This window comes from Arcobacter sp. AHV-9/2010, from assembly GCF_004116575.1.
Classification (GTDB): domain Bacteria; phylum Campylobacterota; class Campylobacteria; order Campylobacterales; family Arcobacteraceae; genus Aliarcobacter; species Aliarcobacter skirrowii.
The window spans coordinates 256,217-268,458 of sequence record NZ_PDKH01000001.1; the positions used below are offsets into that span (position 1 = coordinate 256,217).

The following is a 12,242-nucleotide window of genomic DNA, read 5'->3' on the forward strand; positions in this document are numbered from 1 at the left end:
TATTTTTTCATAATTTTTCAAAGAAAGTATAAATAAAGAGTGTGATGAAGTGTGATATTTTTATTTTTTTATAACATTTAGTATTTATTTATGAAAATTTAAAGAAAAAGAACTATATGAATATTCAACTGTCAAGAAATACTCAACAGTTCAAAAATAGGGAAATAGGGAACCCATAGGTAGTAGTTATTAATTTGATACTATTTTATAAATAGGATTTAAAGTTTTTGTAATAGCTTCATGAACTTTATATAAAATATCCTCTTCAACCTCTCCTATTTTTCTATAAAATCTATTTGTAGATAAACTTCTTACTTGAAAAGCATCAGCCGAAGAGGTTTTTATTAAACCATTATTTTTATTTGGTTCAATTTTTGTCATCCATATAACTTGTTTAAATTTATCTTGCCAAGTAGTTATTGGAACTATTGTTCTAAGTTTTAAAATCCCTGCACTATTACTATTTACAACCAAACAAACTCTTTTTTTACTCATCTCATCTCCTATTGTAGGATTAAGATCAACTTCCCAAATTTCGCCTTGAAAAATATTCATAATATATTCTCTTCAAAATTTGCCCAAGAGTTTAGTTCTTCATCTTCTTCATAAATATTTGCCATAATTAGAGCTGATTTTTGAAATTTTTCTATTTCTTTTTTTTCTAAATAAGATTCCAAAGCCTCTTTATATATAAATGACATAGATGTTTTCAACTCATCTTTTAGAACAACAAGTCGCTCTTTTAGTTCAAAGGGAATTGTAACTGTTATTTTTTCAGCTGTCATATTTATCTCCTTACTTTTTTGCTTATTATATCTATGTATTATTTATAAGTCAATAAGTATTTTTATCATATTTTCAAACTATACCCAACACCATAAATATTTATAATACTATCTTTAGGAAGTTTTTTTCGTAAATTACTAACCAAAGATTTGACACTTTCAACTGAAATTTCAATATCAAAATTCTCCCAACAACAAACCATAATATCCTCAATAGTTATAGATTGATTTATATTTTTACAAAATAACTCTAGCAAATTACTCTCTTTTTTACTTAGTTTTATCTCAATATCTTTATTATATAGTTTTTGATTGCTTTGATTAAAATATATATTTTCATCAAATCTTATTATTTGTTCAGAACTTCTTAATAAATCAATAGAGATTTTATCAAGCATATCTTTTATTTTTTTCAATGTTGCTGGTTTTATAATATAGTAGTTTACATCTATATTTATAGCTTCTAGCATTAAGCTATCTTTTGAAAATGCTGTGATTAATACAATTTTTGTTTTATGGTCATTTTCTCTAATATATTTTGTAAGTTCCATTCCACTTAAATATGGCATATAAATATCGAGTATTAAAACATCTGGCTTATGTTTTTTATAAAGTTCTAGTGCCTCTTTACCATTTTTTGCAACAAAAACTTCTTTAAAATAGCTTTTAAAATACTCCAACATATCTTTTAAAATAGCTTCATCATCTTCTGCATAAAGTAAGGTGAAGTTTTTTAGACTATCTTTGCTACTCATCATTTTCTCCTATTTCTTTTGTAATATTTAAAATAAATTTTGCTCCAAAATTGCTATTTTCTACTTTTATATCTCCAAAAAAACTACTTTGCATAATAATTTTTGCAATATAAAGTCCCATTCCCGTACCACCTATTTTATGCTTTGTAGTAAAATATGGGTCAAATATTTTTTCAATATTATCATCATCTATTCCTCCTGCACTATCTTCTATCTCTACAAAAATACTATTTATATTTTCATAAATATCTATATTTATCTCTTTCTTTAAATATCTATATTTATCTCTTTCTTTAAATATCTCTATGGAGTTTGATAAAATAGAGATTATAACTTGCATAAATTCACTCTCATAGGCATCTATGTAAATCTCTTTTTTGTTTAAATTTATTTTTATATCTTTTAAAGATATATTTAAAACTTTCAAGCTTTTTTCCAAAGCTTGTGAGATTTCAAAATTTTCTCTAGCTTTATTTGGATTTAAAAATTCCCTAAATGTATCTATTGTGTTTGACATAAAAAATACTGTATTTGATATATCTTCTAATTTTTGTTTCAAATACTTCTCATCATAGTTTTTAAGCTCTATATTTCTATCTGTATTTAGTAAAATTGCACTTATTTTCATCAAAGGTTGTCGCCATTGATGAGCGATATTATCAAGCATTTCTCCCATTGAAGCCAAACGATTTTTTTGCATAATATCTTTTTCATATATAATTCTTTTTTCAACTTCCTCTTCTATTTTCTTTATCATCTTATATGCACTATTGTTTATAGCCGAAACTTCATTTTTAAAACTATCCTCTTTGAAAATTGTTTTGTTATTTAAACTATAATTTAGCATTTTATCTTTTAGTTGCATTAGGGGTTTTAGGCTGTATTTGATTAAAAATGAAGATATAAGCAAAGAGATTATAAAAAATATAGCAATAAATCCTATAAATTGATTAAACTTACTCAAAAGTTGTGAATAAATAGATGAAAAGTTATAATAAACTTTTAAATCCCCAATCTTTTCTTTCAAAAAAGTATCATTTAAAGCAGCAATATATACTTTTTCATTTTTTATATTTTTTTTTGAATTTTTATAAAGTACCTTTTTATCAAGCCCTAAAATCTCAATTGCAATTATTTCACTATGAGATTGAATAGTTTCATTTATAAGTTCTTTGTTATTGTTTTCTAAGCTCAATGTGAGATTTATAGATATTATTGGAGCTATTGTTTTTACTATTGAATCCATTTTTTCAGCTTCAAGTAAAACTAGCTGATTTGAAACAATAGTATAGTTTTTATAGATAAATACTCCTATAAAAAGGCTCATAACTATAATATTTATAATAACAATTTGTGTAACAACGCTTAGATTTTTCATTTTATTATCGCCACATTAAATATAGAGTTTTGAAGCTCTATTTCACTATCTTTTAGATTTTGAAGATTTAAATATATATCCACTTTTTGGCTAATTTTTAGACCAAAAATAACTCCAAAATTCAAATATTTATCATCATAAGTAAAACTCAATCTATTATTTTGTATCAAATTTGAAGAAATTCTTGAAATATCATCTTTTTTACCAAGTAGAAAAAAGTAAGCTGTTGAGATATTGCTACTTTTAAAATCATCATATCTTAGAAGATTTACTTCAAGAAAATACTCTTTTAAAGTTTTATAATTTTTCTCTATATTCTCTTTCAAATTTTGTGCTGTATTAAAATCTATATCTTCATAAAGTATTGTTAAAACTACTTTATTTTCTAAGAGTTTAATCTTTAAATCATTATCAGAGATTATAATTTTTGGAAATACTTTTGCTTGAAAATCCAAAAGATTTGAGTTATAAACTCCACTTGCAAATAAAGAAAAAGTCAAACATGACAAGAGAAATAGTTTTTTAAAAATCATAACTAAAACTTGCAAACCAAGTTCTTCCTTCTCTTAACATCTTCTCATCTGTCGTGCTATGTCCCCAATAGTAATGCTTTGTATCAAGAATATTTTTTACATTTAAAGATAGTTTGGCATTTTTTGTAAAATTATATGAAGCTCCTAAATCAAACAATACTACATCAGGAATAGCTTTATTATCTCCAAAAACTTCTCTTTTTCCATAATATTTTGTATATGAGCTTAAACTAAATTTTGAATTTATTGGATAAATATACCCTATATTTGCAGTTACTTTTGAAACTATTGGAGTATTTATATTTGTATCACTACTTTTATACATAAAACTATTGTAGCTTGTATTTAATAGTAGTTTTGACCTATTTTCAAAGATTTTACTATACTCAAATTCAATTCCATAATTCTCTTCATCTTCATTTTTATTTGTATATTTATATGTATTATTAGCATAAGGAATTAAACCTATAGAATTTTTATATATTGAATAGTAGAGATTTACCTTAAGTTTATTACTATTTTCTCCATAAATATACATAAGCTCTGCACTTTGTATCTCCTCTGCTTTTAAATCACTATTTCCAAATATTCCAAGATGTCCTACCATGGAACTTTCTAATAGTGAGGGTATTTTATTTGTTCTTGAAAGTACAAATTTATAAATATTTATATTGTCATTTGAGTAAACAGAACCTAATTTAAAATTTGTAGTAGGCTTATAGTTTTCATAATCATCAACCTTTGCTAAAAAAGAGAAACTTAAGTTATCACTATAAAAATATGTATCATTAAAATAGTAAGAGATATTTGTTTTACTATCTGTATTACCTATAAAACCATCTTTCCCATCAAATTTTGTAAGGTTTGGAGAAATTGGTAAATATGTGTCATATGAAGGTATAAAATCTCCTATATTATATAGACTATCTACATTTGTATAAAAGTCATTTTTTAGTATAGAACTTCTTGAAACATAAACTCCATAATCTATTTCGTGATTATTAAATGTTCTATTTTTTAATAGTAGCGATAAGTAACTCTCTCTTTGGGTATAATTAACTTTATAATGTGGATTATAAAATCCAGAGTTATTTGGTTCAAGTTTATAAAAATATGTATTTAACTTATAATTATTTTGCAGTAAGCCAAGTTTTGTTTCTAGCTTATTGTTTTGTGATATATCTTTTATATATTTTAGTTCACTAGCAAAAGTTTCATACTCCGTATATCCATCTTCACTAAAATCTAAATAGTTAAAAAACCCATAGTTATTTTGCTTGTGATTTTTTATATATCTATTTGCAAACTCAAAATTACCATTTCTTAAAGATAATCCAAAATTAATATCTTCTTTCCCTTCCAAAGACTCTTTTTTCCTATCAAAAGGTAGTCCAAAAAATTCAGTAGTTAAATTTGCACTTGTTGAATCTACTTTTTTATTATCTTTTAAATAATAAAAATCTAAACCAATATCCCAAGAATATAATTTTTCATTTATAATTATAGATGTAGCTCTTTTATCAAAACTTCCTGTTCCAATAGCAATATTATTTTTATCTTTTGTAATAATATTTATACTAGCTACAAAACTATTTGGATTACTTAAACCTAATGCTGCACCTTTTGATATTTCAATTCTATCAATTAAACTAATAGGGAAGTTTTCATAATAATTTGAACTAACACTAACTCCATTTATAAAATAACCGATTTTTTCAAAAACTGCATTAAAAGGTTGAGAATATCCTCTTACAGATACGATCGAGCTAATAGAGGTTCCTGTATTAGTCTGAATTCCAGCAATAAAATCCAAAGCTTCGGATAATGTTTGTACACCCAAAGATTCTAAATCTTTTGCATATAAAACTGTCATAGCTGTTGGTTTATAATCTATATTTAAGTGTGTTTTATCACTATATTTATTTAAGTTATTTAATATATTTTCTAACTCATAAGAAAACAATAAATTTGGTAAAACATAGATTAAGAAAGCTCTTTTAAAAAACATTTTCCCTACTTAATTTAAATTTTTTTACTATTATATTTAAAAAGTGTGATGAAGTGTGATGTTTTTAAAAAATTTCTAAATATCACTTTTAATATATGAATAAAAAATTCCTAAATATTCATGAAAAGCTAGTTCAACTTTTTTTATATTTGTTGCATTAAAATAAGATGAGGGATATGAAATAAGCAAAAACCAAAAAATAGCCAAAAATAGAAAGATTATAGTATCAAAATAGAAGCTAGATTTACTTCTAATAATCTTTGTTTTCAATTTTTGAAGATGATGTAATTTCTAGTAATTTATCAGATAGATTTGATACTTCATTTGATAAAGAGTCTATATTTGATGCAGTTTGCGCATTTTTTTGTGTAGTTTCATCAAGATTTGCTAGAGTTTGATTAATTTTTGATATTGCCAACTCCTGCTCTTTACTAAAAATTGTAACATTTTCAATAATCTCTTTTGTAGAAGATATTTTTGAAGATAAATTTTCATACCCTCTTATCATATCATCAGCAATATTTTTCCCATCAGTTGCTTCAATATTTGCACTCTCTACTAAATTTTTTATCCTATTTGCAGCCTCTGAACTCTTAGAGGCTAGATTTCGAACTTCACCAGCAACAACTGCAAAACCTTTTCCAGCCTCACCAGCAGTTGCTGCTTCAACTGCTGCGTTTAGGCTTAAAATATTTGTTTGAAATGCTATTTGATCAATAATAACAATCGCCTCATTTATAGCTTTTACTTTTTTACTTATCTCATCCATTGAAACAAATGTCTGTTTGGCAGCTTTGTTTCCAATCATAGCAGCACTACTTAACTCATCTGAAATTTGATTCATTTTACTAATATTTTCATTGTTATGTTTTATATTTTGTGTTATTTGATCAAGCGAAGATGATGTTTGTTTCAAAGATGTAGCTTGATTTGAAGATGAGATTGCAAGTTCATTTGAAGAGTTAGCTAAAATTTTTGTATTTTTTTCAAGATTTTCTCCTGCATTTTCAATCATAGCTATCAAAGATGATATAGTTTTTGCTAAAAAAGTTGTAGATTTATAAAGTATCCCAAAATCTCCTTGCATAGTTTTTGTTTGATAATCTTCTAATTTAAACTCATAATTACCCTTACTATATTGATTTAATAAAAGATTTATACTATCAAGTTTAACTCTTGTGCTTTCTAACATTTTATTTATAATCTCAACTAAAGTTTGAAGCTCTTTTGTAGATGATTTTGCCTCTATTGAAACATTAAAATATCCCAAATTTACTCTTTGCATAACTTCTGTAATTTTTAAAATTATATCTTTATCATTTTTTGTAATCTTATCTATTTTTAAAATCTGCTCATTCATATTTTTTGTCATCAAAGCAAACTCATCTTTTCCACTAATTTGATTTAATTTAATCTCATCTTTCTCTTTCATTGAGTAAAAGAAAAATTGATTTAAATTATTCTCAAATTTTTTAATAGCTTTTGTGATGTTACTTGTCATTAGTAAAATTACTATAAAAATAGTTGAAATTAGAGCAATTAAAAATATTATAAATAAAATTATCTGTTTATCAAGTTTGATAATTTTGTTTTCAATATACATAAGTGTATCTTCTAATACTCTATTTTGTAATCCCATAAAGACCAAAATCTTCTCATTTGAACTATCTATCCATTTTTTTAAATCAGATCCATAAATATTTTTTGATAAAAAATCAAAAGCATCTAAAGTTTTTTTATCCATATTTTTTGTATCACTTATATAATCACTTATAAAAGCTCTTTCCATGTATAAATCAATACTATTTTGAATATCTGCTAAAAACTTTTTCTCATCATCTTGTAATGCAAATTTTCTATACTCTCTTATTGCTCTTAATATTTTTGTGTGATCACTTTGAATTTGATTTAATATATTCTCATCATTTGTCAAAATCAAACTATTGTAGTGATAAATCAAGCCACCAAATCCAAAACCTTGTATCATACTATTTATAAGTTCATCTTTTTTTGCTTTTAAAAATATAACTTCTCTTAAATTTTCTATATTTAAAAATGCTCTATTGTTAGTTTGTAAATTATAAAAATCCAATTGATTTTGTGTTAAATTTTTTTTCAACTCTTTAATATTTTCATCTTGAAAAGTAAGTAGTGAGATAAATCTATTATAATCATCATTTAAAATCTTTTTATATTTAAAAATATCGCCAACCAAACTCTTCTCTTGATAGATTTTTTCTATAATCTTAACACTCAAAATATATGTTTGAGTTGCTTTTAAAAGATCTTTACTATTTGAATATGCTATTAATTCATCAAAAAAAGAGATTAAATCTAAAATTATTTCGCTGTAAAAAGTTTCAATAGATTTGCTATGAATACTCTGTTTAAATATATTCTCTCTTTTTTCTTTCAATAAAGTTAAACTGTTTTTCAAAATCTCAATTTTTTCTAAAAGATGAGAATCATTTTTTGCTAAATCAAAATTTCTTATAAAATCTTCTAATTTTTTTTCACTATTTAAACTAAGATTTATCTGCTTATCTAAAGCCTCTTTACTATCTCCATAACTATTTAAATATGAGATTGCAACTTCTCTTTCAATTTGTAGATTTTTTAAAACTTGCAGTATCTCAACTGTAAAATTGATATATTTTGATGTCTTTTTCATATTTGAAACATTCTCTATTTTTTCAACAATTAAAAAAGATGTAAGAGTTAAAATAGCAATCATTGGAAGAGCTAAAATTAAAAATATCTTATTTCTTAATTTTAAATTTTTCATATACTTTTCCTAAAATCTTAATTTTTGGAAAATATATCCTAAAGATTTTAAACTAGCTTGATAAAAAATGAGTTGTAATCAAGATGTTATTAAATGGTAACCATCTTGTAATTTTAAGATTATTTCTAAATTATTCTTTTGTAAAAATTGCACTTGTATATCCTACCACTTTCGTTTTATCATTTGAGATATCAGCACTTGTACAGTAGTGTAAAAGTTTGGATTTGAAATTTTGTTTTATCCCTAATTTTATTATTGCTTCAATTGCAGTTTTTCCACAAGCTTCACAAAACTCTAAAGATTTTAAATCAAAATTTTTAACTGCATTTAAACAATTTATATCAAGTTTCATAGCATCATTTAAAGAGTAAAAGTGGCTTAAATCTGAGCTAATTACCAATAAATTATCGCTATCTTTTAGTATATATTCATAAAGTTTTACTAAATCATCACTTGAGATATCACCATAAATTATCTCTACAATTTTTGCACTATTAAAATAGTATTTACAAAATGGTGCTTGAACCTCTGTTGAGTGTTCAAAACTACACTCCTCTTCAAAAGTTAAAAAATCAAAAGTTTTTAATAACTCTTTTGAATACTCTAAATCTATTTTTAAATCTCCAAATGGTGTCTCATAAAAATCATATAAAGCTACACTTGCACCTTTGAACCAAACTTTATGTGAAGGTCCAATCACAAGCACTCTTTTATAGTTTTTTAAAGATGCTACTTTAAAAGCTTTATTAGCTGTAAAACCACTATAAATATATCCAGCGTGTGGAACTAATATTGCACTTATATCTTTTAAATTTGAATCACTGCTCTTTTCTTGATTAAACTTTTCAAAATAGTTTAATAACTCTCTTTTTTCATTTGGATAGAAACTTCCGCTAACTACACTTTTTCTAATACTCATTTTATCTTTTCAACCTCATAAATATAAACATCTGGTCTGAAATTTTCATCAACTTCAAAACCACCTTTATAGCACAATTGTGAGAAAAAGTCATCAAAGCTTGGTAGCTGTTGCCAAACTTGAGGCAAAAAAGTGCTTCTTTTAGCTTTGAATTCTAAAATAACTCCATGTTTATTTGGAATAATTTGTTTTTTTAAATCATTAAAATCAAAATAATCAATCTTTTTAGGTATTGTTAAAAGTGATATCTCTATATCTACTTTTTCAAACTCTTCATCTCTTAGCTCAAAAAATCTAGGATCTTCAAATGCTGCCATATAAGAGTTTGAAATTAAATCATCAAGCAAAGTTTTAGTTGCAACTAAACTTCCAATACACCCTCTTAACTCACCATTTAAAGTCAAAGTTACAAAAGTTGCTCTTTTTTCATTTAAAAAGCTAAACTCTTTTAGAAGTTTCTCTTTATTGATTTTAATAGTATTATCAAATTTACTTTTTATAGATTGCTTTGCAATATCTTTTAGTAACTCTTTATTCATCTTATCTCTTTTATTTTTTGTTTTAAGTTTAATCAAATATCTCTTTAAGTTCTATTTTGATAAAAGTCTATCTTTAGAAATATTTATAATATTTATAAGATTTTATTAAGGCAATAGATGAGTAGAGTATATTTAACAGGTGCTGGTCCTGGTGATATTGAGCTTTTAACTATAAAAGCTCATAATATTATAAAAAAAGCGGATGTAATAATTTATGATAAATTAGTAAATAAAGAGATTTTAGAACTTGCAAAAAAAGATGCCAAACTTATTTTTGTAGGAAAAGAGTTTGGAAATCATTTAAACTCACAAGATGAGATAAATGAGATAATCTATGAAGCTAGTAAAAAATATGAGATAGTAGTTAGATTAAAAGGTGGTGACCCTTTTGTTTTTGGAAGGGGCGGAGAAGAGGCTTTATACTTAAAAGAGCGTGGTGTAGCTTTTGAGATAATTCCAGGAATTACTTCAAGTATAAGTGTACCTGCATATGCTGGAATTCCAGTAACTCAAAGAGGTCTTACTTGCTCTTTTAGAGTGGTTACTGGTCATGAATCAGCAAATAAATCAAACTGCTTTATTGATTGGAGTAGTTTTCAAAATAATGAAACTATAGTTTTTTTGATGGGTTTACATAATATTGAGTTAATTAGTAAAAAATTAATAGAGATTGGAAAAGATAAAAATACACCTTGTGCGGTTATTTCAAATGGAACAACAAAAAATCAAAAAGTTGTAACTGGAAATATAGAAAATATTGTTTTAAAAGCAAAAGATATGCCAACTCCAGCGATAATTATTGTAGGAGATGTTGTAAATTTAAGAGAAGATTTAAATTGGTTTATGTAGTTTAATCTAGTTTATCTCTCTCTAAACAAGATTTTTCATAACCATTTTCACAAGATTTTTCAAACATTATTTTAGCTTTTTCTATATCTTTTTTTACACCAAAAGCTAAAAGATAAATTTGTCCAACATAAAATTGAGCCAAGCTATCCTCTTGTAAACTAGCTTTTTCATACCAAAAAAGAGCTTTTTTATAATCTTTTGAAACTCTTTTTCCATAAAAATAGATATATCCCAACATATTTTGAGCCTCTAAGTTACCACTTTTTGCAGAACTTTCAAAAAAAGATATCGCTTTGTTTATATCTTTTTTTCTTCCCAAACCATCATAATAGATCATTCCTAAATTAAACTGTGCAAAACTATTCTTATATTTTGCATATTTTGAAAATATCTCAAATGCTTTTTTATAATCTTTTTTATCTAAGGCATAAACAGCATCATCAACACCTTTTGAAAATAGTGTTAATGCACAAATAAGAGTTATAAAAATAGCTTTTTTCATATACTCTCTTTTGATTTAAAAAAATCTTTTACTTTCTTATCTAAAAATCTCATTCTCTCTTTTCCTTTTGGCATTGTAGTTCGTAGCTCTTTTAACTCTTTTAAGAACTCTTCAACACCACTTGGAATTAAATTTTTTATATACTCTTTAAAATTTTTTGCAAAAGCTGGAGAGGCTCCACTTGTTGAAATTGCAATTGTTAAATCACCCTGCTTTATATATGCTGGAAAGATAAAATCACAATACTGTTTATAATCTACGCAGTTACAAAGAATTTTATAATCTCTTGTTTCAAAATATATGCTCTCTTGCAGTGCTTTATCATCAACTGCCGCTATTACAACATCAAAATCTTTTATATCACCTTTTTCATACTCTTTTACTGCAAACTTAAGATTCTGTTCATCAATAATCTGTTTAACTTCACTATTAAACTCTTTTGATATTAAAGTTATATTTTTTGAAAAATTTAAAAGATGCTCCAACTTTTCTAATGCAATATTTCCTCCTCCAACTATTAAAACTCTTTTATCATCAAACTTTATGAAAGCTGGGAAATATGACACAATCTACCCTTAATTTTAAATTTAAGTTTGATTTTAACCAATAATTATTTATTAAATCTTAATTTATAAATAAAGATTTTAAAAAACTTTGAAAAAATAGATTTATATACTATAATATTTCGTTTGAAAAATAGGGGTAATCAAACAGATATTAAAGGATTACAAAATGTTATTTTTAGAATTAGAAGCCCCTTATATTGCTATGTCAATTTTTATTTTATTTGTTATAGCTGTTATTACAACTAGAAAATTCTCTCCAAAAAATAGTTTTAAGATTTTTTTTCCTCTAGCCTTTATTATCTTCTCTATAGCAATATTTGCAAACTATAAAATGGTTACAAAAAGAATGTATGAAGTTGAAAAACTATTTTTAAATGGTGAAGCAATAGTTTGTGAAAATAGAACAAATAAACTATTTTTAAAGACTACTCTAGTTCACATAGAAGATGGCTGGAGTTTAAAAAATCATATATTTGAAAATCCTGAATATTTTAAAAATTTTCATAGTGCAAGATGTTTTAAATTTATTGAAAATATTGAATAAGGTAGTTTAAAATGAATTTTATAATTTTTTTATTAAATAAAATTTAGATAATATTCCCACTATTTGACCTTTAAGGAAA

At 24.7% G+C, this 12,242-nt stretch carries 13 protein-coding genes; 2 read left to right on the forward strand and 11 right to left on the reverse strand.

What is annotated here, in order from left to right:
- Positions 1–189: 189 nt before the first annotated feature.
- From CRU94_RS01380 to amrA, 9 genes are all read right to left on the reverse strand, one after another.
- The gene (locus CRU94_RS01380) at positions 190–555 is read right to left on the reverse strand and encodes a type II toxin-antitoxin system PemK/MazF family toxin (protein WP_258237349.1); all 366 of its coding nucleotides are present in this window, start codon (positions 553–555) and stop codon (positions 190–192) included.
- Complete coding sequence (locus CRU94_RS01385) at positions 552–785, reverse strand: hypothetical protein (protein WP_129105034.1); 234 nt, start codon at positions 783–785, stop codon at positions 552–554. Before CRU94_RS01385 ends, CRU94_RS01380 begins: the two co-directional genes overlap by 4 nt.
- Positions 786–850: 65 nt before the next feature.
- Positions 851–1,540, reverse strand: a complete 690-nt coding sequence (locus tag CRU94_RS01390) for a response regulator transcription factor (protein WP_164966548.1) — start codon at positions 1,538–1,540, stop codon at positions 851–853.
- Positions 1,533–2,918, reverse strand: a complete 1,386-nt coding sequence (locus CRU94_RS01395) for a sensor histidine kinase (protein ID WP_129105036.1) — start codon at positions 2,916–2,918, stop codon at positions 1,533–1,535. Before CRU94_RS01395 ends, CRU94_RS01390 begins: the two co-directional genes overlap by 8 nt.
- The gene (locus tag CRU94_RS01400) at positions 2,915–3,466 is read right to left on the reverse strand and encodes a hypothetical protein (protein WP_129105037.1); all 552 of its coding nucleotides are present in this window, start codon (positions 3,464–3,466) and stop codon (positions 2,915–2,917) included. Before CRU94_RS01400 ends, CRU94_RS01395 begins: the two co-directional genes overlap by 4 nt.
- Entirely contained in the window at positions 3,441–5,459 is a 2,019-nt protein-coding gene (locus CRU94_RS01405) for a TonB-dependent receptor (protein ID WP_129105038.1), read from the reverse strand. Before CRU94_RS01405 ends, CRU94_RS01400 begins: the two co-directional genes overlap by 26 nt.
- Positions 5,460–5,709: 250 nt before the next feature.
- On the reverse strand, positions 5,710–8,244 hold the full coding sequence (locus CRU94_RS01410) for a methyl-accepting chemotaxis protein (RefSeq protein ID WP_129105039.1): 2,535 nt from the start codon (positions 8,242–8,244) through the stop codon (positions 5,710–5,712).
- Positions 8,245–8,374: 130 nt separating this feature from the next.
- Positions 8,375–9,163 carry an AmmeMemoRadiSam system protein B gene (gene amrB / locus CRU94_RS01415; RefSeq protein WP_129105040.1) on the reverse strand — a complete coding sequence of 263 codons (789 nt, stop codon included), beginning with the start codon at positions 9,161–9,163 and terminating at the stop codon, positions 8,375–8,377.
- The gene (gene amrA, locus CRU94_RS01420) at positions 9,160–9,738 is read right to left on the reverse strand and encodes an AmmeMemoRadiSam system protein A (RefSeq protein WP_258237350.1); all 579 of its coding nucleotides are present in this window, start codon (positions 9,736–9,738) and stop codon (positions 9,160–9,162) included. The genes amrB and amrA overlap by 4 nt, the downstream gene beginning before the upstream one ends.
- Before the next feature lie 81 nt (positions 9,739–9,819).
- Here amrA and cobA point away from each other — a divergent pair, with 81 nt between their 5' ends.
- Positions 9,820–10,551 (forward strand): uroporphyrinogen-III C-methyltransferase, encoded by a 732-nt coding sequence (gene cobA / locus CRU94_RS01425; protein WP_129105041.1) that lies wholly within the window; start codon positions 9,820–9,822, stop codon positions 10,549–10,551.
- A gap of 1 nt (position 10,552) precedes the next feature.
- On the opposite strand, the gene CRU94_RS01430 is transcribed toward cobA, so the two are convergent.
- Both CRU94_RS01430 and CRU94_RS01435 read right to left on the reverse strand, forming a co-directional pair.
- Entirely contained in the window at positions 10,553–11,053 is a 501-nt protein-coding gene (locus CRU94_RS01430) for a tetratricopeptide repeat protein (protein ID WP_129105042.1), read from the reverse strand.
- Positions 11,050–11,619: a precorrin-2 dehydrogenase/sirohydrochlorin ferrochelatase family protein gene (locus CRU94_RS01435; protein ID WP_129105043.1), complete on the reverse strand. Its 570-nt coding sequence runs from the start codon at positions 11,617–11,619 to the stop codon at positions 11,050–11,052. The genes CRU94_RS01430 and CRU94_RS01435 overlap by 4 nt, the downstream gene beginning before the upstream one ends.
- Positions 11,620–11,785: 166 nt before the next feature.
- Between CRU94_RS01435 and CRU94_RS01440 the strand changes: the two genes are divergently transcribed.
- Positions 11,786–12,163 (forward strand): hypothetical protein, encoded by a 378-nt coding sequence (locus CRU94_RS01440; protein ID WP_129105044.1) that lies wholly within the window; start codon positions 11,786–11,788, stop codon positions 12,161–12,163.
- Positions 12,164–12,242: the final 79 nt, after the last annotated feature.

Coding starts and splice junctions, on each gene's coding strand:
- CRU94_RS01405 (WP_129105038.1), bottom strand. CDS start 5,459: ATGTTTTTTAAAAGAGCTTTCTTAATCTATGTTTTACCAAATTTATTG.
- CRU94_RS01440 (WP_129105044.1), top strand. CDS start 11,786: ATGTTATTTTTAGAATTAGAAGCCCCTTATATTGCTATGTCAATTTTT.
- CRU94_RS01380 (WP_258237349.1), bottom strand. CDS start 555: ATGAATATTTTTCAAGGCGAAATTTGGGAAGTTGATCTTAATCCTACA.
- CRU94_RS01395 (WP_129105036.1), bottom strand. CDS start 2,918: ATGAAAAATCTAAGCGTTGTTACACAAATTGTTATTATAAATATTATA.
- CRU94_RS01410 (WP_129105039.1), bottom strand. CDS start 8,244: ATGAAAAATTTAAAATTAAGAAATAAGATATTTTTAATTTTAGCTCTT.
- CRU94_RS01430 (WP_129105042.1), bottom strand. CDS start 11,053: ATGAAAAAAGCTATTTTTATAACTCTTATTTGTGCATTAACACTATTT.
- CRU94_RS01390 (WP_164966548.1), bottom strand. CDS start 1,540: ATGAGTAGCAAAGATAGTCTAAAAAACTTCACCTTACTTTATGCAGAA.
- CRU94_RS01385 (WP_129105034.1), bottom strand. CDS start 785: ATGACAGCTGAAAAAATAACAGTTACAATTCCCTTTGAACTAAAAGAG.
- cobA (WP_129105041.1), top strand. CDS start 9,820: ATGAGTAGAGTATATTTAACAGGTGCTGGTCCTGGTGATATTGAGCTT.
- amrB (WP_129105040.1), bottom strand. CDS start 9,163: ATGAGTATTAGAAAAAGTGTAGTTAGCGGAAGTTTCTATCCAAATGAA.